General features: G+C 34.4%; 17 protein-coding genes and 1 riboswitch. Of the genes, 2 read left to right on the top strand and 15 right to left on the bottom strand.

Translation table 11 applies throughout. The features are described 5' to 3' along the window. Positions 1-46: 46 nt before the first annotated feature. Positions 47-1,087, bottom strand: a complete 1,041-nt coding sequence (locus V5E38_RS03395; protein WP_499212209.1) for an aromatic ring-hydroxylating oxygenase subunit alpha — start codon at positions 1,085-1,087, stop codon at positions 47-49. Positions 1,088-1,317: 230 nt separating this feature from the next. On the opposite strand from V5E38_RS03395, the gene V5E38_RS03390 reads away from it, so the two are divergent. Further along, positions 1,318-2,700: a sigma-54 interaction domain-containing protein gene (locus V5E38_RS03390; RefSeq protein ID WP_499212208.1), complete on the top strand. Its 1,383-nt coding sequence runs from the start codon at positions 1,318-1,320 to the stop codon at positions 2,698-2,700. Between the two features lie 247 nt (positions 2,701-2,947). On the opposite strand, the gene V5E38_RS03385 is transcribed toward V5E38_RS03390, so the two are convergent. The 6 genes from V5E38_RS03385 to V5E38_RS03360 form a co-directional block, all read right to left on the bottom strand. After that, complete coding sequence (locus V5E38_RS03385) at positions 2,948-4,390, bottom strand: aldehyde dehydrogenase family protein (protein WP_499212207.1); 1,443 nt, start codon at positions 4,388-4,390, stop codon at positions 2,948-2,950. 31 nt (positions 4,391-4,421) lie between these two features. After that, complete coding sequence (locus V5E38_RS03380; protein ID WP_499212206.1) at positions 4,422-6,080, bottom strand: acetolactate synthase large subunit family protein; 1,659 nt, start codon at positions 6,078-6,080, stop codon at positions 4,422-4,424. 71 nt (positions 6,081-6,151) lie between these two features. Then, positions 6,152-7,369 (bottom strand): acyl-CoA dehydrogenase family protein, encoded by a 1,218-nt coding sequence (locus tag V5E38_RS03375; RefSeq protein ID WP_499212205.1) that lies wholly within the window; start codon positions 7,367-7,369, stop codon positions 6,152-6,154. A 12-nt stretch (positions 7,370-7,381) separates the two neighbouring features. Further along, on the bottom strand, positions 7,382-8,566 hold the full coding sequence (locus V5E38_RS03370) for a CaiB/BaiF CoA transferase family protein (protein ID WP_499212204.1): 1,185 nt from the start codon (positions 8,564-8,566) through the stop codon (positions 7,382-7,384). Between the two features lie 391 nt (positions 8,567-8,957). After that, the gene (locus tag V5E38_RS03365; protein ID WP_499212203.1) at positions 8,958-10,103 is read right to left on the bottom strand and encodes a Glu/Leu/Phe/Val family dehydrogenase; all 1,146 of its coding nucleotides are present in this window, start codon (positions 10,101-10,103) and stop codon (positions 8,958-8,960) included. A gap of 73 nt (positions 10,104-10,176) precedes the next feature. Then, positions 10,177-11,604 carry an amino acid permease gene (locus tag V5E38_RS03360; protein WP_499212202.1) on the bottom strand — a complete coding sequence of 476 codons (1,428 nt, stop codon included), beginning with the start codon at positions 11,602-11,604 and terminating at the stop codon, positions 10,177-10,179. A gap of 595 nt (positions 11,605-12,199) precedes the next feature. On the opposite strand from V5E38_RS03360, the gene V5E38_RS03355 reads away from it, so the two are divergent. Then, on the top strand, positions 12,200-13,387 hold the full coding sequence (locus V5E38_RS03355; RefSeq protein ID WP_499212201.1) for a Ger(x)C family spore germination protein: 1,188 nt from the start codon (positions 12,200-12,202) through the stop codon (positions 13,385-13,387). A gap of 650 nt (positions 13,388-14,037) precedes the next feature. Here the strand turns inward: V5E38_RS03355 and V5E38_RS03350 are convergent. From V5E38_RS03350 to V5E38_RS03315, 8 genes are all read right to left on the bottom strand, one after another. Further along, on the bottom strand, positions 14,038-14,745 hold the full coding sequence (locus tag V5E38_RS03350) for a hypothetical protein (protein WP_335477653.1): 708 nt from the start codon (positions 14,743-14,745) through the stop codon (positions 14,038-14,040). 346 nt (positions 14,746-15,091) lie between these two features. Further along, a complete protein-coding gene (locus V5E38_RS03345) occupies positions 15,092-16,081 on the bottom strand; it encodes an aldo/keto reductase (protein WP_499212200.1) in 990 nt (329 codons plus the stop codon). Between the two features lie 48 nt (positions 16,082-16,129). Further along, on the bottom strand, positions 16,130-16,714 hold the full coding sequence (locus V5E38_RS03340) for a histidine phosphatase family protein (RefSeq protein ID WP_499212199.1): 585 nt from the start codon (positions 16,712-16,714) through the stop codon (positions 16,130-16,132). A 265-nt stretch (positions 16,715-16,979) separates the two neighbouring features. After that, entirely contained in the window at positions 16,980-17,936 is a 957-nt protein-coding gene (locus tag V5E38_RS03335; protein ID WP_499212198.1) for an ATP-grasp domain-containing protein, read from the bottom strand. A 15-nt stretch (positions 17,937-17,951) separates the two neighbouring features. Next, on the bottom strand, positions 17,952-19,001 hold the full coding sequence (locus V5E38_RS03330; protein ID WP_499212197.1) for an LLM class oxidoreductase: 1,050 nt from the start codon (positions 18,999-19,001) through the stop codon (positions 17,952-17,954). A 161-nt stretch (positions 19,002-19,162) separates the two neighbouring features. Beyond that, positions 19,163-19,269: riboswitch (SAM riboswitch) on the bottom strand. Between the two features lie 152 nt (positions 19,270-19,421). Continuing rightward, the gene (locus tag V5E38_RS03325) at positions 19,422-20,513 is read right to left on the bottom strand and encodes a Ger(x)C family spore germination protein (protein ID WP_499212196.1); all 1,092 of its coding nucleotides are present in this window, start codon (positions 20,511-20,513) and stop codon (positions 19,422-19,424) included. Beyond that, the gene (locus V5E38_RS03320; protein ID WP_499212195.1) at positions 20,510-21,601 is read right to left on the bottom strand and encodes an SLC5/6 family protein; all 1,092 of its coding nucleotides are present in this window, start codon (positions 21,599-21,601) and stop codon (positions 20,510-20,512) included. Before V5E38_RS03320 ends, V5E38_RS03325 begins: the two co-directional genes overlap by 4 nt. Continuing rightward, positions 21,602-22,966, bottom strand: a complete 1,365-nt coding sequence (locus V5E38_RS03315; protein WP_499212194.1) for a spore germination protein — start codon at positions 22,964-22,966, stop codon at positions 21,602-21,604. Positions 22,967-23,041: the final 75 nt, after the last annotated feature.

The following is a 23,041-nucleotide window of genomic DNA, read 5'->3' as shown; positions in this document are numbered from 1 at the left end:
TTAAATACTTAGCTTATTAAATCATAGTCTTTTTTTCCCTTCTCCATTAACTAGATGATAAGTCGATCGCTTCTTTAATCATTTCATGAAAGTGTTGCATCGCGTTCTCAGTTGGAGAAAATATACCATTTTCAAATGCTTTAGAATGTAAACCTGTTTGCAATAATTCTACTAGATCAAAATCCTCTTCGCGGACTTGATCAACAAATTTAATCATTTCCTCTTCTTCTTTCGAAATTTCTTCATTAATAAAGAAATAGCGATAGACTGCTAGCGTTTGGTTGGCATCAATAGGAATTAGTTGTGTTGTCGTCATATTTCCGCCCCCAGGAAATACACTCATCATCATATTTGGCCATATCCAATAGAAACGTGTTAAGCTATCATCTTGGTTTTTTACATTTGAACACTGGTAAGAGAATTTATCACAAGGAACAATGCTATAATTCGATAAATCAAATGTTTTAGAGAATGAAGGATGCGCAACTGGACAATGATCGCACTCTAAGAAATTATCAACTACAGCTTTCCAATTTGCTTTAATCAAACGACGGTTTTCTTTTACTAATTGTAATGAATCCAGGAAAGAATAACGGTTTAGTTCATTTATTAACTCTTCAAATTCAACAGAAAACGCCTTAGCTTTTCGATCCAAGTTTACAAAAATCATAGAGCGCTGAATTTCTAATTGGACCGACTTTAAGCAGTTATATTCCCCTAGGTCAATATTTTTAAAGTTTGGTGCTCTATTTACATGCCCATCTAAATTAAAGGTCCAACCATGATAAATACATTGTAGGATCTTTTTATTTCCTGTTTCACTTTGCTCTACTTTTGTACCGCGATGTGGGCAAATATTATAAAACGCGCGTATTTTACCATCATTAGCATGCGTAACTAAAATAGATTCACCAGCAACCTCAAAAGTAAAAAAATCACCGACGTTTTTAACTTGACTAGTATGACCTACAAAGATCCAATTTTTACTAAAGATCTTTTTTCTTTCGATATCGAATACCTCTTGGCTGACATATGTTTTATACGGCAAAGAAGTTTGTAAAGTTTGCGTTGTTCCCTTTGTAGACATAATAATGATTCCTCCTTTTATTTGGATTTCATTTGAAACGAAATTCCATCCTTTATTTATTAACTTAAGCAAGATTTATGCCAATTTTAGTTTTCGCTTTACCATAGGAGATAACACTATTTATCTATTTCCAAATCTAAATTATTATCTTATAATTTACTCAATTCAGTCAATTTTAACTCAACTTACTATTTTGCGAGATTCAAAATGTTATTAGAGGGGGTTACGTTTTGCCAAAAACTACAAATGACAAGCTAAAACTAGAGTTCAGTAATGAGATTCTACAAAAAATATTAGACAATTCTCCTAATGAATTTTATGTACTTGATAAAGATGCTCGTATCGTATACATTAACAAGGCCTGTGAAAGACATTATGGTATTAAACTTAAAGATGTAGTAGGAAAATCAAACGATGAATTAATTTCAAAAGAATATTGGAAGCCTCTTATTCTCCCACGTTTATTTAAAGAAAAGAAAACGGTCATCATGAAACAAATAAGTTATGTTGGAAAGGAAATCATCACAACAGCCATTCCTTTACTAAATGATCAGCAAGAAATTGAGCTGATTATCACCACTTCACAAGATGCAAGCTATAAAGACTTATACATACCCGATGAGCAAGAAATAAATGAAGCAACTCAAGCCGAAAATTATAAAAATAATATTATTACGAATAACAAGGAAATGAGTAATATTGTTAAGATTTGTGAAAAGGTTGCTAAAGTAGATGCAACCGTATTAATCCAAGGAGAATCCGGCACAGGAAAAGGAGTAATTGCAAAATATATCCATCAAAAAAGCAGCCGAAATAAAGCTCCTTTTTTATCTTTAAACTGTGCAACGATTCCAGAAGAGCTACTAGAATCAGAACTTTTCGGATACAAAGATGGCGCATTTACTGGAGCAACAAAAGGTGGCAAACAAGGACTTTTAGAGCTTGCAGACGGGGGAACGGTATTTTTAGATGAGATTGGTGATATATCACCTAAGGTCCAAGCAAAGCTTTTAAAAGTGATTCAAGAATTTGAATTTATGCCTGTTGGAGGCAAACAACCAAAAAAAGTAAATATTCGCATCCTTTCTGCTACTAATCGAAACTTATATGAAATGGTACAGAATAAGGAATTTAGAGAAGACTTATATTATCGACTTCATGTAGTAAATTTAAAAATCCCACCACTACGCGAAAGAAAAGAAGACATCATTCCACTAACCTACCATTTTCTTTCCGAGTTTAATAGAAAACACCAAATGAACACGATCATTTCTGAAGAAGCTTTGAATACTTTTTATAACTATTCATGGCCTGGGAATATTCGACAGTTAGAAAATATGCTTGAAAGCCTCGTCGTCACAAGTGATGGCTTCATAAAAGTGCAAGACTTGACTGATTTATTAATAGAAAATAAAAAAGAGAATCCGGTCGATGAAGTAATAAGTGATTGCTCACTTTTAGCTTCTCTAGAAGAAGTTGAGAAAAACATAGTAATAAATTCTTATACAAAATATAGGAATACAAGAAAAGTAGCAGATGATTTAGAAATCAGCCAGTCAAAAGCGGCTAGATTAGTTCGTAAATATTGCAGTGATTTAGACTTTTATAAATAAATGTTTAAATTAAAAAATACCCGATAAATCGTCGGGTATTTTTGCAGTGAAGATCCTTGAGGAAGTATAAATGCTAAATGCTATAAATAACTTCCTTATAAAGGGTTCATGAGTAAGTAGCATCCATCATATAGACGATTTATCAATAATGCTACAAGGTACTCAAATAAAATCTTTAGTTTCACAAAAAAAGCGCCCATAAGTCAGTTCCCCTGACTTATAAGGCAGCCTCTTTTAACCTGACAGATTACAATCGATCCATATAAACCGTTTTGACTTGTGTATAAAAATCTATTGCCGTCTTACCTTGTTCGCGGGATCCTGTACTTGAACTTTTGCAGCCGCCAAAAGGTACTTGTGGCTCTGAACCTGCTGTTTCATTATTTACATGTACAAGACCAACTTCAATGTCTTCAACAAAACGCTGTGCGATTGTAAAATTGTTTGTACAAATCGCTGCACTTAAACCATATTCAGTATCATTAGCCATCTCTACTGCTTCCTCATAGTTTTTCACTTTAAAAAGCGCTACTACAGGTCCGAATATTTCTTCTCGGGCAATACGAGCATCTGAGGAGACATTTTCAAAGATTGTAGGTTGTACATAGAAACCATTTATTAGTTCTTTATCAGCAGGAATTTCTCCACCGCATAATAGAGTTGCCTCGTCCTTTCCAGCTTCAATCATGGCTAGCACACCATCAAGTTGTGATTGAGAAACAGCTGGACCGATAAATGTATCATCATGAAGTGGATTTCCAACTTTTAATGATTTTGACCGTTCTACAAGTCGGTCACGGAATACTTCATAAATTGCTTCTTCCACAATGACCCTACTCGTTGCTGTACACTTTTGACCAGTAGATTTGAAAGCACCGCTCACGGCAATTTCAACTGCTTTTTCTAAATCTGCATCAGCAAGCACGATTAGTGGATTCTTCCCACCTAATTCCATTTGTACTTTCTTTCCTTTTGCTGTAGCCTTTTGCTGAATCTGATTTCCAACCTGATTAGATCCTGTAAATGAGATTGCTTTAATATAAGGATGTTCTACCAATTCTGTTCCAACGACAGAACCTCTACCAAATACACAGTTTACAACGCCTGGTGGAATACCAGCCTCATCAAGCGCTTTTATCACATGATAAACAGATTTTGGAGTCAAATCCGCTGGTTTAATCACTACCGTATTTCCGTAAACTAATGCAGGAGCCATTTTCCATACAGGAATTGCAATAGGAAAATTCCAAGGCGTAATCAATCCAATTGGCCCAATTGGCATTCGAGTTGTATATAAAAATGTATTTGTATTACCAGAAGGAATCACTTCTCCGACTGGCTGTCTTGCTTCTCCTGCAAAATATTCAAGGATACTGATCGCACGCTGTGTTTCTCCAATACCCTCAGCAAGTGTTTTCCCTTCTTCTAGTGTTAAATCACGTCCTACTTCATGGACCTTTGCTTTTAATAAATCTGCTGCTTTTTGAAGGTAAACAGCTCGTTGTTGGTATGAAAGTTTCTTCCATGATAAAAAGGCCGTTTTCGCTGCAAGAATAGCTTGTCGTGTATCCTCTTCTGTACTTGAAGGAAATTCTCCTAATGACTCTCCATTATGAGGACTGTAATTTTCCCGATATTCACCTAACGTAGGCTGTTTCCATTCGCCATTAATATAGTTTGCATAACGCATATCATTTCCCCCAATTAGATTTTTTCATTAATTATTTACTATAGGATAAATTCATTTTTGACTTATCTTGACCAGCAGATAAAATCTTCGGGTTTGTTACAACTTCGATAATAGATGGACGTCCCGATGATAATGCCCTCTTAAGTGCCGGCGCAAAATCAGTATTTTTTTCGACCTTCTGACCGTATGCTCCAAATAAACTCGCAAGCTCTGCAAAGTTTGGGTTAGAAAGCTCCGTACCGATTACTCGATCTGGAAAATGCTTTTCTTGATGTGTTCGAATTGTTCCATACATATTGTTGTTGACCACAATTGAAATGACAGGAATGTTGTATCGTACGGCTGTTTCGATTTCCTGAAGCGTCATCATGAAGCCCCCATCTCCTGAGAAGGAAACAACTGTTTTATGCGGCTGTGCGAGTTTTGCACCAATAGCAGCTGGCAGCCCATACCCCATCGCTCCAGATGTTGGTCCGACATATGTATTTTCATGCTCAAAGCGATAATATCGAGAAAGCCATCCAAAGAAGTTCCCTGCATCATTCGTAATAATCGTATCTTTTGGGAGATGCGAGACGATATCATACATAAAGCCATCCAGATCTACATATTCATCCGTATAATCTTCCTTCGTCTTTGAAAAGTTCATGTATTCGTTATGAAGCTTTTCTACTCGCATTTCATCTGAATTTAATGGCGTAGATAAAGCAATTGATAATGCTTCCACTAAAAAAGCTTTCACATCAGCTGTAACAGCCAAAGAAGGAGCATAAACTTTTCCGAATACATCCTCTGAAATATCAATGTGAATCAGTTTTCCTTTGCCTGAAAGCAATGAATAATCTTGCGTTCCTACTTGGGAAAACCTTGTACCTAGTGCAATCACTAAGTCTGCATTGTCAATCGCTTCAAGTAAATACTTTGGTGTTCCAAAGCCTAGCCAGCCCGCATAACAAGGATGTGAATTTGGAAACGCATCGAAACGACGGAATGCAGAAACAACAGGGATTTGTACTGTTTCAGCAAATTTAACTAATAAAGGAACAGCTTGTGAACGAATGACTCCCCCACCAGCTATAAGAATCGGCCGTTTGGCATTTTGAATCATTTCGACTACTTGCTGAACACTCTCTTTATGTGGACGAGCCGGCTGAGACTGATAGACTGGGATTTCTACCATTTCAGCTGTATCTTCTAGCATGTCATGAGGTAATGCTACTAACACAGGACCAGGACGACCTGAACGAGCAATATGAAATGCCCGATGTAAAAGCTCTGGGATTCGTTCTACTTGATCAATCTCCACTGTCCATTTGCACAAATGGCTAAACATCCCTACAAGATTGACCTCTTGAAATGCTTCCTTTTCTTTAAAAGGACGCTCTACTTGTCCAATAAGTGCAACTAACGGAGTGGAATCTTGGCTGGCAGTATGAATTCCAATCGCCAAGTTTGAAGCACCAACACCACGAGTTGCCATACAAACACCTACTTCTCCCGATGCTTTTGCATAACCTTCCGCCATAAATGAAGCTCCACCTTCATGTCGAGCTGATATCAAGCTAATTTCCGGATGTTCATATAACGCATCCATAACGCCTAGATAACTCTCACCAGGTACACAAAAAACTTTATTTACCCCTTCCTTGGCCATAACATTGACTACTGCTTTTCCACCGCAAATTTTCATTACAAAACACTCCCTTCTCCTATGCGTTTATATTGAAACACTAGCAATCTATTTTCTACTCCTATTTTTCATTAAGATTTAACTGTTTCTACGTTAACCTCTTCGAATGGCCAAGCTGGAAGCATTTTTCTTAAAACTTTATCTTCCCTATAACCTAGGTCATATTCAGCCTGCATAATTGTATGAACCTCTCTCGTTCCTTCATAAATGACTGGTGCTTTTGAATTTCTTAAATAACGTTCTACTGGAAACTCATTTGAAAATCCATATGCCCCATGAATTTGTACAGCATCATTAGCTGCCTCATTTGCTGCATTACAAGAAATCCATTTGGCTAGTGATGTTTCTCTAGTGTTGCGTTTTCCACTATTTTTTAACCAGCCAGCTTTATAGACTAGTAGACGGGAGATTTCAAGATTTGAAGACATTTTAGCGATCATTTGTTGCACTAATTGATGTTTCCCGATTTCTTTACCAAAGGTTTTTCGCTCATGACAATATTTTACGCTTGCTTCAAGTGATGCCTGAATTAATCCACAAGCACCAGCTGCAACTGTAAACCTTCCATTATCAAGCGCTGCCATTGCAATTTTAAACCCTTCACCTTCGAATCCTAATAGGTTCTCAGTTGGTACTCTGACATCATCTAAAAATACTTCTCCAGTGTTTCCAGCTCTAATTCCCATTTTTCCTTTAATTGGTTTTGTAGTAACCCCTTCAAAAGTACGTTCTACGATAAAGCAAGAAATTCCGTGGTGCTTTAGGTCATGATTTGTTTTTGCAAAGATTAAGAAATGATCAGCTACATCACATAAAGAGATCCATGTTTTTGATCCGTTTAAGATATAACTATCACCATCCTTTACTGCTGTTGTCGCCATTGCTACTACATCAGATCCTGCATTTGGCTCTGTTAACCCAAATGCACCAATTTTCTTCCCTCGCGCTTGAGGAACGAGATACTTTTTCTTTTGTTCTTCAGTTCCCCACTGTAATAATGTCATGCTATTTAATCCCGTATGTACTGAAACAGCCGTACGGAAAGCTGTATCTCCACGCTCTAGTTCCTCACATATGATTGCTAAAGTATTATAGTCCATTCCAACTCCACCATATTGTTCCGGAATACATACACCCATTAATTCCAATTCGGAAAGTCGTTTTAGAATATTTACTTCAAAATGTCCTTTTTCATCCCATTCCTTAATAAATGGTATAATTTCACGATCCACAAACGATCTAACTACCTTTCGTACACTTTTTTGCTCTTCTGTTAATGAAAAATTCATTTTATTTCCTCCTCAAATTGTATTATTTCGTTTCATTTCCTCTATTTCTAATTGTGAATAACCAAGTTTACTCATTACTTCTTCAGTATGTTCTCCATGTAATGGAGGATGTCTTACTACTTCAACTGGTGTTTTTGATAATTTTAATGGTGAACCAACTAACTTCAGATCATTTATGAATGGATGTTTTACTTCTAGCACCATATCCCTTGAACTAGCTTGGTCAGACTGCAGGGCTTCACTGACGTTATAAATCGGTCCATTTGGAATACCAATTTTATCTAAACGAACTTTCCACTCATTTTTACTTTTAGTTTTGATTTTATTTGAGATGATTTCCTCAATTTGTTTTCGATACTGCAATCGACTAGCATTAGTCCTATATAATTCATCTAATAAAATCGGTTCTTCCATAAGTAAAGCAAATCGATTAAATTGATGATCATTACCAACTGCGATCACCATTTCACCATCACTTGCTGAAAAAACTTGATATGGAACAATATTAGGATGATGATTTCCTAATCGCTCAGGTATTACACCACTACATAAATAATTACTAGCCACATTTACTAATGCAACCAATTGCGAGTCAAATAGTGAGATGTCAATTTCTTGTCCTTCCCCTGTACGATTACGATGTTGTAATGAAGCAAGAATTCCAATACATGTAAATAACCCCGTTAATACGTCTGAAATAGCAACTCCCACTTTTGTTGGCTCGCCATCCTTCTCTCCGGTAATGCTCATTAAACCAGACATCGCCTGAATGATATAATCATATCCAGGAAGTGAAGAATTAGGTCCTTTGCTACCAAATCCACTAATTGATGCAAGAATAATATCTTCTTTCATCTTTTTCATTTCTTCATAGGAAAAACCTAGTTTTTCTAAAGTTCCAGGTTTAAAGTTCTGAACAACAACATCAGCTTCAGAAATAAGTTTTTTTAAAACCTCTTTCCCCTTATTATCCTTCAAATTTAAAGTAATCCCTTGCTTGTTTCGATTAGCACATAAATAATATGCACTTTCTCCTTCTACAAAAGGAGGCCCCCATCCTCGTGTTTCATCCCCACCACTAATACTTTCAATTTTGATTACCTCGGCCCCAAGATCCCCAAGGATCATCGTACAAAAGGGACCCGCTAGTACTCTTGTTAAATCAATAATTTTGATACCATGTAATGCCCCCGGCAATTTGATCACCTCTTCATTGATTTTCTTTCGTATTTTCTAACTTCCACTGGGCAATTAAAATGGTTACCAATGTATTTTTGTTATTGCATGTATATAGAAAATTTAAGGTATATTAGCCCTCCATTTTCGTTATACTTTTCATAATGCAAAACCCATGCCAACTTCAAAATTCTTATTATTATTAAATGTAGGCTGTATTTACGGATCTAATTAGTGAAAAATGAAATTAAAATCCACTCAAAAGTGTCATTTTTAACTCATACAAAAAATTTGCTATTAGAATCTATTAAACTAGTTCATACATAAAAGGGGCTGTCGAAATAGCCTATAAATGTAAAAAACCCACAAAGAAATTTTTATTCTTTGTGGGCTTTAGTATTTTTAACTTATTTTAACACTCAATCAAATCTCTAACTGTAGGCTCAAAAAGTTCGCAAGCAATATCTCTTTGATATCGTTTTTGTTTTTTAGCTTCTGTAAATAAATTAAAGGTATTCTTTCTGCTTAATCTTTCAATATCATCGATAACTATCTGAGGTTCAGGTTTCACTAATCCAAAAATAACGGCGTCATAAAATCTAATTGCACCTAAGTTCGCTACAAAATCATTAACCACATCGATACCTCTTTGTTTGATGATCTGATCCCCCTCAGCCGAGATTGGAATATTTGCAGCCTCTACAATTAAACTTGCCTTTACTTTACTAGCATTTGATACATTAATTACATCCTCTAAAGCTGCCGGAATCAAGATGTCACAATCTACATCAAGCCATTCAGAGTTGCTTCTTACCGAATAGTTCGATTCAAAAAACTCTCGATTCATTTCTCCATGTGTGTTTTTGTGGTCAATTAATTTCTGAATATCTAACCCATCTTCACATGTTACTAATAAATTTGCATCGGAAATGCCGACAATTTTATAGCCTAACTGTGATAATTTCAACGCACAACTTGCTCCTACACAACCAAATCCTTGAATAACTACTTTCGCTACTTTATTTTCACCTTTAAATTTCCATGCTTCATCTGCACAAAAAGCAACACCGTAGCCTGTTACAGCATCATTTAGAAGGAAACAATCTATTTTAGAAGCTAGCAGATTATTAAAATCTTTTATTCCATTTTGAACACTTACATCTTCCTTCATCGATTTTGTTAAAGGTATTCCTATATTAAATTCATCAAATACTCTTAATACATCCTCATATTTCGTACCTAAATCACTTCCTAAAGATACTCCTGCTTCTACATATGGCATCATCGCAATCAAAAATCTTCTTAATACGTCATACGCATCAGGGGCTTTATAATCATAAGCAATACCAGCTTTACATCCACCTGTAGTGACACTTTCTGAAGCCATATATTTATAAGCCATTGCCTCTGCCAAACGTTCAACTTCTTCCCTTGTCACTGTTGGATGCATTCTTGTCCCACCACCAGCATACCCTTTGACAAAGTTATGTACCACTAACCACCCTTGTGCATCTGTTTCACTATCATTCCACTCTACAACTAGGTAAGGTTTTTTCATACTATAGCCTCCTTAAAGATTATCTTTTTTAATAGATTTCTTGTGTCAGAATCTAAAGTTGTATGTAAACTGATTAAATAGTCGGCTGTGTCGGCACTTCTCCATGTTCGTTCTTAATGCCAATCTTCCCTTTATTTTTCCCATGGCGTAAAAAGTAATAAAGATAGCTTACACCCATGAAGCCTAAACCACCTATTAAGGAAGAACGTTGAGTAGGATCAAAAGCCATAAATACGATGGAAATTCCACATAAAACTAGACATAGAATAGGTATTAATGGGAACAGTGGAACTTTGTACTTTAATTCCTTAACATTTCCACCATTTTTAATAAATTGTCTTCTAAAATTGTATTGGGACAAGGCAATTGCCATCCAACTGAATGTACCAGCTAGTCCAGTTACAGAAAGTAGAACGACAAAAACTGTTTGTGCAGATACTACACTTGTAAGTAATGATACTAGTGCAAAAAGAAGACTAAACAATACTGCATTAAACGGCACACCTCGAGAATTTACTTTACCTAATGCTTTAGGTGCCATACCACTTTTAGAAAGTGACCAAAGCATCCGAGAACATACATATAATCCTGAATTACCTACAGATAGCAAAGCCGTTAAAATAACTAGATTCATAATATCAGCTGCATATGGAATACCAACACTATCAAATACCGCAACAAATGGACTTTCTACTACCCCTGCATGCCTCCATGGAATCAAAGCTGCTAATACCAAAATTGCTAACACATAAAAAATTAGGACACGAAAAATGATACTTCGAATTGCTTTAGGAAGAGTCTTTTCTGGTGCTTCACTTTCACCAGCTGCAATTCCAACAACTTCTGCACCTTGAAATGCAAATACTACCGCCATCATAGTTGAAAATATAGCTGAAAACCCATGAGGGAAAAGTCCACCATCTTTTGTAAAATTAGTAAACAAAGGTGCCGAACTACCTTTATGACCAAACCCAAATATGGTTGCTGCTCCAATCAGTATAAAAGCAATAACTGCAAATACTTTAATTCCCGCAAACCAAAACTCTGCCTCTGCGTAACCTTTTACACTAAGAATGTTTAAACAAAGCAAAAGAACGATAAATACAAGACACCAGATCCAAACAGGTACAAGTGGGAACCACCTTTGCATCAATATTCCGGCTGCAGTGAATTCTAAACCAACCGTTGTTGCCCAACTAAGCCAATACATCCAGCCAATCGTAAACCCGGTACCAGGACCAATGTACTTCGTAGCATAAGTCTTAAATGAACCTGTAACTGGCATTGTAATTGATAGTTCACCTAAGCAAACCATCACAAGATACATCACCAATCCACCGAATAAATACGCAACAACCGCTCCCCCTGGACCAGCTTGATTAATCGTTAAACCTGAACCTAAAAATAAACCTGTACCGATTACTCCTCCAAGTGAAATCATAAACAAATGACGACTTTTCATGGAACGTTGTAACTGACCTTTTTCATTAGTAGAATCCATAAATGCCCCACCTTTATTTTAGAATATTCAGAAAAAATAAAACAAAAAAATATCTCTCAAAGATCACTGCAGAACCTAAACAAAGTAATAATTGTGCCTACTCAACATACTAAATTAAAAAGTAAAAAATAAATAAGAAATTAATCTCTTCTAAAAGCACCTCCTATTTCTACCCATCTAAAATCGGAAATAACTTTCTCCTCTTCTCACTATTCTTAAGCAAAAATCATGCCAACAAAAAAACACGAATAAACCAACCTATTAGCCATTCTTTAAATCTAAAAACAACTAATTTATTTTAAATTCTACTCAATTCATTTATTTTAGACTCAATTGCATTTTTTAAAAAGAGGCTTTTCTCATTGAGATCATTTTTATTTGCTTAAGTAATCAATCTTAAATTCAATCCAATTAGTAAGGATTGAGAATATTTTTTAAAAAATTTAGTTACAGGAAAATTTAATGCTTCGGATTTTGGAAAATGGTACTTTGAATTGAAAAAAATGGAAAATTATAATATGAAACAGAACTAATTGAGGAATACTAATTTTTATACTTTATAAATATAAAAAAGCCAAGATATTGGAGAAAAAATGTGAAAAAGAAATTTTTTATTTCATTTCTTATTGTAAGTATGCTTTTAGGTGGTTGCTCTAACTATAAAGAATTAAATCAAGTATCGATTGTGGTTGCAATGGGAATTGATTACTTCCCTAAAGAAAAAAAATATCATGTAATCACTCAAATTTTTAATCCTAGTGCTATTGCAACTGCAACACAGTCAGGTTCTCAAGGTGTTCCAGTAATTGCGTTAGATGAAAAAGGTAAAACCATTTCAGAAGCTGTACGAAATGTGTCTAAGAAAGGTTCTCGACAAAATATATATTCTCATGTTGCTCTTGTCATTATAGGAGAAACATTAGCAAAAGAAAAAACATTGAATTATATTTTCGATGTATTTGAAAGAGATTCTAAAATTCGTGTAAATATTCCAGTTATTATTGCAAGAAATAAAAGCGTTGATGAAATAATGAATAATATAGTAGCACTTGATAAAATATCTTCTAAATCAATTGTAGGTAAAATTAAAAATACATCAGCCCTTTTAGGTGAAAATCAAGAAACATTAATGCGTGAGGCAATTTCTGCAATTTCTAGTAGTGGTAGGGAACCAGTAATAAATGGCGTGAGCCTAGAAAATGAAAGTGAAACATCACAAACACTTGAAAATGCTAATAAAGTCAATTCTAGTTATGATCGGATAAATGGCATAGGGATTTTTAGAGATGGAAAATTAGTTGGTTGGTTAGATGGACCACCGTCACAATCTATACAAATTATTGATAATCTGATCAAGGAAATGAATGTAGAAATACCATGTAATACAAAAGAATATGATTCGATGGAGCTTTCCCGGGTAAAATCAAAGACGGAAATTAAAATAAAAGATAATATTCCAATAATAAATATAAAAATTAAATCAATTGGCCATATTGACGAAGTATTATGTAATGCTGACTTTGATAAAGCAATAACGCTTAATAAATACGAAAAAACCGCTGAAAATGTTATAAAACAATCAATAGAAAAAGGCATTTCTGAAGTAAAAAAACTCGGTGGAGATGTATTTGGATTTGGTGAAAAATTATACATGGTTAATCCAAAAATTTTTAAAAAATATGAAGGGAATTGGAATGATACATTTAAAAAAGCAAAAGTTACAGTAAGTGTTGACGTTAAAATTAATAATGTCGGAATGAGAAGGAGACCTTATCCATATTAGGAGACCAGATACTTTAAAAATTAGAAATCAAAGTATCTTCTGGAATGGATGGGATAATATTGGAAAGATTAAAAAATCACCTTCACCAGATAAAAGAATCAAGAAAAAGATAGATTATTTAACAGATTCTTTAAATTAAATTTCTTATTCCTTTTATTAAGAATAAAAACCCCATTTGGAAGCTACAAAAGCCCCCAGCACTATTTGGGGGCTTTTCAATGTAATGCAATTTATTGTAATCAATATTGAAAAAGTTCGAATACTTAAGTAACTTCGTCGTAAAGTAGTATATTTGATTGTTATGACGAGGTTTTACTAGTATATCTTTACAAGTCATCACGAATATAGTGTCACACTTAGAATTATTTCTTATAATCAAGAAATTTGTAGATATTTCCCGGGAATTTGTAAAAATTTGATGTTAAATAAAATCTAATATTTAAAAGCATTATTTTAAGCTGAAATAAACTTATATCAGCAATTAAAAAGATTTTTGAATTAATTGCAATCTGTATCAGCCTGCGATACCTACTAAAAAGCCGATACATCCTTGTGGAAGTATCGACCTGAAAGTACATATTTAAGTATTCATTTTCAAAAGTTTTAATCAAATTTTACAAGATTAGCATAAAAAGATTTTAAAAGTTCCTTTATTTTCTAAATAAAGAGAAAAGCCATCCCCATTTTTCTTTAGGCTTTTGGATCACAACTTCTAAACGTTTATTAAAATTATCTTGTGATCGCCATTCTGTTCGCTGTTCTTCTCGCATGTTTTGTATTTCTTCTTGTAAAAAATCAATTTTTTGTTTTTCATGTTCCAGTAATGTCTCGTATTGGATTTTTTGTTGTTTGGCTAATTCTTCGATTTTGGTATAAGTTTTTTTGGATGAATTCCCAATATTTGCACTTATATCATGATGATCTTGTTGAAGCCTGGAAACCGCCGTTTTAAGTTCTGTCATATCATTTTTCATTTGAACATTCATTTCACGTGCAGCTGCGAGTTCACTGACTAAAAACCTTAAAAACTCTTTTAATTGATTTGGGTCATGAGGTAAATTTTCATATGTATCGGATATGGCAATTTGTGTTTCATCGTAACCTTCTAATCTTTCTTTTTGTTGAAAAACGAGGTCTTTTGCAGTATCTTCCAGGGGCTTTTCTGAATCGCGTAACGCTATAAGCACTCTAATATCAGATTGAACAAAGATACGTCGATCGCCATCTTTCAAGAACTCATATCCATTGCGCTCTAAGATTTGACCATACTTTCGAACAGTAGGTGTTGCAATACCCAGTTCTTCTGCTACTTCTTTGGAAGAAAAAGCTCGTTCATTCGGTTGTATATCACTTCGCATAACGGACCTCCTTTTTAACAAATATGAAGGATTTTTCGGCATATTGCAACATATATCACTGTGATATGAAAAAACAAGTGTTGATGTCCTACTTCAAAAGTTTTGAGTGAAGTGCTCTTACAAAAGATTTTCCAATAAAAATATTGAGTTGGAAACGGCAAAAATTACAGCTTGTACAGTTGATTTATGAATTATTCTACAAGTAAGTCTTAGAAAAGCAATATGAACGATATATATACTAACTCATACGTTATAATCTAGAGATATTGATAGTGAAATTACCTAAAAAATCCCCTCTTCACACATAAGGAAAATAGGGGATTAACTCATTTTACTAAAATTAACATTAATTAGAGCCTAAAGCACCAACTACCGGATGTGGAACATAAGGCTCTTCCAAATACGCAACTTCTTCAGCCGTTAAATTAACCGACAATGCACCAACTGAATCTTCTAGATGTGAAATTTTAGTAGCCCCAATAATTGGCGCTGATACTGGCTCTTTCTGCAGTAACCAGGCAAGAGCTATGTTTGATTTTGTTACTCCATGTTTTTCAGCAATCTCTGCAACACGCTCCACAACAAGTCGATCCGTATTTTCAGTTGCACCGTATTTAGATTTTTGAATTTCATCAGTTTCAGATCTTAGCGTCGTATTTGACCAATCACGTGTCAATCTTCCTGATGCAAGTGGACTATATGGAATGACGCCGATTTTTTCTTCCTTACAAAGTGGCAGCATCTCCCTTTCCTCTTCACGGTATATGAGGTTCAGATGGTTTTGCATCGAGACAAATTTGGTCCATCCATTTTTCTCTGCAACATGTAGAGACTTCAGAAACTGCCATGCATACATAGCGGAAGCACCGATATATCTTACCTTACCAGCCTTCACTAAATCATGAAGTGCCTCCATTGTTTCTTCGATTGGTGTGTTATAATCCCAACGATGGATTTGATATAAATCCACATAATCTGTTCCGAGGCGTTTAAGACTTTTATCAATTTCACTCATAATATGCTTTCTGGAAAGTCCTGAACCGTTAGGACCTTTGTGCATAGGGAAATATACCTTCGTAGCAAGTACTATTTCATCCCGATTGGCATAATCTTTTAAAGCTCTTCCAACAAATTCTTCACTAGTACCATCTGAATAGACATTCGCCGTATCAAAAAAGTTGATACCTAAGTCTAGTGCCTTTTTAATGATTGTACGGCTACTCTCCTCATCGATTACCCATGGATGGATCCAACGTTTAGCGTCTCCAAATCCCATACAACCAAGGCAAAGTCTAGATATTTCTAATCCTGTATTTCCAAGTTTTGTGTATTCCATTTTTATATTCTCACTTTCAGAAATATGTAATCTATTAATCTAAAATAACTATACTTGGACTACATCACTAAAATTATGATTGATAATCTCTACTAATTTAAATTCCCTGTTCTCATACTCAAATTTTAGGATGCAACAATTTCCAATTCGATCTTGCTGCGTAATAGAGCTTTTATGTTCCCAATGCCTCATAAAATTTCGCAATGCTGCTCCATGAGAAACAGCTAATACCACTTCATTATCTTCTTCCATTATTTTTTGACATGTAGTAGCCATTCTTTGTTGCAATTCTTTTTGATCTTCTCCACCAAACTTAACAAAAAAGTCGCCATACGGTAACGGTGGATTTAAATCTTCACTCTCACCTTCGAACGTTCCGAAATTCCATTCTTTTAAGCCTTTTAATCTTGTATATGGCAATTCCGTCACAATCTCCAGCGTATCGCTCGCTCTTTCTGATGTAGAACAATAGGCATGATCGAAAATAATATTTTGTTCTTTAAAGTACTTTGCAGCAGCCTCTGCCTGTTTAATTCCTAATTCTGTAAGTGGAGAATCACACGAGCCTTGAATTTTCCTTCTACTATTAAATAGTGTTTGTCCATGTCTCATTAGATACAAAGTCTTTTTCATTCGTATCCCCCTTTTCTAATCTAAAAAAATAAGTTTCGGGTAACAGATTTTGTTTCAAAATTAGAGATTAACTTACAATCTAATATTATCAATATTATATTTTTAATCGTTAGCATATTCCTCTTAAATGATTGCCTATTACTCTTAATTTCAAGTAAAAGATTTGAAAAAAAATAGAAAAACAAAAAAAAACGAACACAAAAAGGCCCAAACCCTTGTTATACTTCGGTTTGAACCTTTTCAATTTCAAAGCAATAATTGCAAATTAAGACGCTGTTGTTGTACTATATTTTTCTTCCAAAGTCTTCTTTAAGAATAAAGCTACTTCAAGCATTCCGTACTTTCCAGATTTTGCTTCGGCATCAGAATTATAGTTTGTGTTTGTATTGATATCGTAAGTATAAATTTCACCTTCAGCATTTCGGATAAATTCGATTCCGGCAACTTGAATACTATTTTTAACTAGAACTTCTTTATATTTCTCTAAAATTTCGTCGTCAAAACCTTCAACAATTTCGAACTTAGGTTTCTCTTCGACTTCTTCACCTACTGGGCAGAATAAATCACCAATTTGGCATGCATCCGCTGGGCATAGTTCAAACCCTTCCGAAGTATCTACTTTAACAGCATAAACAAAGTTTCCGCCAACAAACTCGCAACGAGTGATGTAGCTTTCAGGTGATTTGATGTATTCTTGAATCAGTGTAATACCATCGACCGGTTCTTCAAAAGTCGGTCCATCGACATAAGCTTTTAAAGCATCAACACTATGGAATAACTGGACGCCTAGCCCTTTACCAGCGCGATTATGCTTCGTAATAAATGACTGTCCTTCAAAGCTATTAGCTGCTTTAAGAATGTTTTCTTTACCAACAGCTGCAATCGTTTTTGGCGTTTTAACACCATATTTGTTTAACTCTAAATATTGTAAAACCTTACTAACTTCTAGCTTCAAGGCATTCGTGCCATTTAACACCGTACGACCATGTGCTTCAAGCCAAGCTAATACTTGCCCAGTAAATTCCGCTGCGAAACGATGATCACGTGTATGAGAAGAAGCACTCATTCTGCTATAAAAGATCCCTTCTGGTGGTTCAGTTGATAAATCTACCGTACCTTCGTCTAGATGCCATTCCTCATAAGGAACTCCAAGCTCCTCTAATCTTTTTGTTAAATGCACAGTCCACTCACTATTTTCATGAATTACGTATACTTTGCTCATCTTTAAATCCCCTTTCTAGCTTTTTATTAAACTACGTTTTTGTTCTACTAATGGCATAACTTGCTTTGAAAAGCGTTCCATTTCCTCTAGTTGAGGTGAAAATTGTAATAATAATAAGTCTAAGCCAGCTTCTTCAAATTGTAAAATTCGGTCTGCAATTTGCTCTGGTGTTCCTACTAGTTTTGGTCTAAGACCACGATTAGAAACTGAGTAATCTTGTAATTGTATTTGTTGCTCTAATTGTGATTTTGTCGTGAAGTCTTTAAAACCAGCATATCCGCTTGAATCTTTCACTGTTGTAATTTTTTCTAGCTCAGCCAAAGCCTCTTCTTCTGTATCTCTACAAATAACATAAGCAGCCATACCGAAAGAACTTAAAGGTGCATTACCAGTTTGTTCACGGCGTACTTTCATATCTGTTACTTTCTGATTAATTTCTTCAATTGTTCCACCGTGCATCACATATGCGTCACATTTTTCAACGATTGTTTGCTTACCTTTTTCACTTTCACCACCTGCATAAAGAATCGGGTTTGGTCTTTGGACAGGTTTTGGAGCAAGTTTCGTATCCTTTAAGTCGTAAAATTTCCCTGAATAATTGAACGTTTCTTCTGTCCATAAGCCTTTTAGGACATCAATAAACTCCTCTGTACGAGCATAACGCTCATCATGTTCTGTAAAAATACCGCCATATTGACGAGCCTCTTCTGCCCACCATGCAGAAACGACGTTTAGCGTAAAACGACCGTTACTGATTTGATCGATATTAGCAGCCATTTTTGCTGTTACTGCAGGATTATGAAAACCTGGACGAATCGCAGTCATAATTTCGATTTTTTCCGTTACTGCAGCAAGTGCTGCTGCTGTTGACCAAGCTTCAAGTGAATCATGCTCTGGACCTTTAATATCGTTTAAATATAATTCAGCAATTAAAGTAGTCGAATATCCCCATCTTTCAGCTGATTGAATGACCGCTTTAGCATATTCAAATGTTGATGGCATGCTTTCGTCATCCACATTACGTAACCATCCTCCAAAAATCGGTAACCAAAAACCATATTTCATTTCTATTCTCTCCTTCATCCTCAAAATTGTCTAGTTTTCGCATTGGTTAAGTTGGATTTATATATAGTGGAATTCAGTTTTTGTTTAACCTTCCGCGAAATAAATAAAAAAAGAAAAAAGCCTCTTTCATTCAGAAAGAGGCATCGGAAACAATTGTTTTCGACTTATCTATCAGAATGATTTCATTCTGCAGGAAGTGGCACCGTTCCTAAATAAGGAGGTTGCCGGACGTCATAGGGCCTGATCCCTCGGTCACTCTCGATAAGTTTGAATTATGTAATTTCTTTAACTGAATCATAAATCCTAGTAAACACATTGTCAATAAGGGAATTCAAACATTTTATTAAGATAGCGCTTTGATCGTTGTATTTATTAGAAAAAATAAAGTTTTATAATTATTTAATTGACATTAAATCGAATTTAATACATAGTACCAGTTCCCTTTAGTTTCACTTCTGATTTTACTCGAAATTCAAGTTTCGGATAAATTTCTTCCCACTTATATATTTCTTTTTTTGTCACTCCGTATTTTGCTTGATAGTTTAAGCCAAGTCCAAGTGGATCAACATTTAATTCCTGTAGACGTACTAGAAATTTTTTTGTTCTTGAGCTCAAAATGATTGATGCTTTTTTCTCATACTCTTTCAATTCTCTATTTTGATGTAATGATTTTTTAGATTCTTCAATAAATCCTTTTACCTTTATATGAACGTCTACATATGGCTTTTTACTTTTAGGGACAACGATTTTCATGTCAGATTTCGTATTTCCAGCACTTACATAAAATTGATTTTTTCCTTTTCCAACATTAATTAATGTTGTTTTTTTTGGATTTAATAGCTCATTAAGTAATCTTGTTTCATCGCGATTTAATACTGCTTTAAATTTTGTTCCTTTAAAAACGGCGGAAGTATTAATTTTAAAGGAACTATCGAACGGTTCAATAATAGGTAAATATGGATCTATACCGTTTTCCTTCAATCGCATATAATAATCATTAAGTATCTCTGCCATAACGTATGGTGACCTATTTGATTCTTCATTAAAAGCTAACACAACAGCGTTACCCGCTAATCTCTCTGATTTGACCTTCCATGATAAAGTTTCTTTTGCAGAAGGTTCTCCTACAGCTACATAAGCAACGCCTTGAATATCTGGCCGTTTAATAAACCACTTCATCAAATCTATTTGGTTTTCAACTAGTAGCTCTTTATCGATAAGGATTACCCTACAATGAGCAAAATCTAATTTTTTATCTACTAAAGATTGGATTATTCTAATTGCCTCAGAAACTGAAGTTGATTTTTGAGAGATAATTTGAAAATCTGACTTACCTGCTCCAACCTGTGCTGAAGGGATTGCTAATTTCACTGACACAAGGTAGACCCCATTTTCATCTGTTTGGTCGATTCCTATCCCTACGACAAAAAAACGTTTATCAACATCAAGTAATTGGCAACCAGACATAAAACTTAATTCCATAATTAACAACAACGTTAAAATACGTTTCATGCTCTTTGCCTCCGAGATAAGAAAAAAATCAAAAATACTAATATAACTTCAGCTGGAAAACGGATATTTTGCCATATTTTAATCAGATCAAATAATTCTCTTTCGTTCATAATCATCTGCAGTATCATCGTAACGACTCCAAAAAATAGTAAGATCATAAACCCATAATATTTCCTTTTTTTAGCAGGTTTCAAATTATAATTAAAAAACATTCCTTCAAATAGTTTTAAACCAACATGCCATGTTAATATGCCAAATAGAAATGACAATAAAAGGAATATATAAAGCATCAAATATAGCACTCTTTCGATAAACCCATATTCCATTCTTAGAGAATCAGTTATAAAGATCCAAGGAAACACTACTTCATTGACTCCTTTTACACCTAAAAAAGCAATTGGGACGAAAAATGTAAAACTAATTACCACTAATCCGATTAAAGGCAAAACCCAAAGAAATTTTACAACCTTTTTAGTATCAAGATAACGATTGAGGATTGCTAAATTTATATACCCTGTGAAAAAATAAGTAGCAGCAGTAATAGAGCTATAACTAGGCATTTGCCAAAAGTAGTGGAGAATTCTTTTAATATGGACGAAATAAAAATATTTGCTTGACATAGCTTTATAAACGATAAAAAAAACAATTGGAGTAGCAACAAGAACCATTATTTCAATAACGTTTAGTATTGATTTTGTATGAGTATTTGCTCCAAATATAACAATAACTAGAAAAAAAGCTAAAACGTATTTCATATTTAACTCAGGAGTTAAGTACAGTACAGTTATATAAGTAAATGAAATTAAAACAAATGCTCCTGCAGCCAACCACATAATGCCTAAAAATGCTAAGTAAGTGTTTTTAATAAATGAGGGTAGCCGATTGGTAAAAATTTCAGGCAATCCTTTATTAGGAAATTTACTTATTCCGATCGTAAACAAATAAATAAAAATTCCGCCAATTAAAATACTTAACACCATAGATATAAGAGACCCATTAAATCGTTCGCCAATTAAAACCATTGGTACATTGATAATAATGTTCAACATCATTGTTAACAGTACAGTATTGTAAAAGTGACGAGTCAACTAGCTTTGCCCCTCCTTTGGGTTCTCACTTATCGTTTCAACTTTATCGGAAGATCCCCATTCAATCGCTAAAAAAGGAGTCCCAAAGCTTCGCTTATTAGCTAAATAACAGATAAGTAGAAGCATACCTCCGACTAATCCAACCATTCCAAATAGAGTTGCTAATATAATCAGTGGGTATCTAATACATCGAATTGAGAAACTCATTGAACTGATTGGGATCGTAAAATTAGAAATGGCAACAAATGCTGTAATAATAATCATGATGGAACTTACAAGTTGTGCTTGCTGTGCGGCTTGTCCAAGGATAAGTCCACCGACAGTCGTAGCTGTTGGACCAATTACTCTTGGTAGTCTAATACTAGCTTCCACTAACATTTCAACAGCTAACATCATAAATAGCACTTCAAAAATTGATGGATAAGGAACTCCTGCCCTACTACCTGCAATCGTCAAAGTAAGTTGTGACCTTAATATTTCCGGGTTATACGAAGTAATTGCAATATAAAAAGCAGGTAACACCAATGTTATAAAAAGGGCAATATATCTTATTGATTGCAAAAGTTTTTTTATCCAGAATGAATGATATAAGTCATCCATTGAAGATATAAAATCAAAAAATACAGTAGGGGTACTCAAAGTAAATGGCGTTCCATCCATAACAATAGCAACCTTTCCTTGGGCAAGATTTAAAACAGTTCGATCAGGTCTTTCTGTTATCATCATTGTAGGAAATAAATGAATCTTTTTATCAGAAAGTTTACTTTCTAATTGACCAACTGCTTGTATTACATCCACCTTTACCCTCTTAAGACGACTTTTTAATTCATCAATTACCTTTTTATCTGCATAATTAGAATCATAAAGTATTGCTATATTTGTTTTTGTGATTGTTCCAACTGTTTGATACTCAATGCTTAATTTATTGGAAGGATATCTTTTACGAATTATCGCTATATTTGTACTGAGGTCATGTGAAAAAGCTTTTTGTGGCCCTTGAACTGATGTTTCTACTGAAGCTTCTTCTGATTGAGTATTCATAGTACGAATTGCATTAAAAGAATAAATCCCATTCGAGATGAAAATTAATACGTTACCAGAAATAATATATTCACCTAAATACCTTTTGTTTTGAATCGACTCACAATTAGATAGGGAGAGTAAGTGTAACAGAAATTTACTTTCTTTATCACAAAGCATAAGTGGTTGGATGATATCAGTTTTAATTTTATCTGCGTCACATAAATCTTGAAGATAAATTAAACAGATTTGCTGTTCGTAATATTCAAAAGAATGGACAACTAAATCTTTTGATGCCTCAAATTCTTGTTTAAGCGCATTTATTACTGCAAGTTGACTTCTCATCTTATGCTTCCCTCCTTTTATTTCTTTTCATATTTTTTTAGTATGTCAACTTAATGTCTATCCATTCTTTTCAAA

Origin of the sequence: Rossellomorea sp. GAMAL-10_SWC (genome assembly GCF_049568075.1) — a bacterium.
In the GTDB taxonomy this organism is placed as follows: domain Bacteria; phylum Bacillota; class Bacilli; order Bacillales; family Bacillaceae_G; genus Gottfriedia.
Note: the sequence above shows the minus strand (reverse complement) of the source record. Positions and strands in the feature narration are given on the sequence as shown.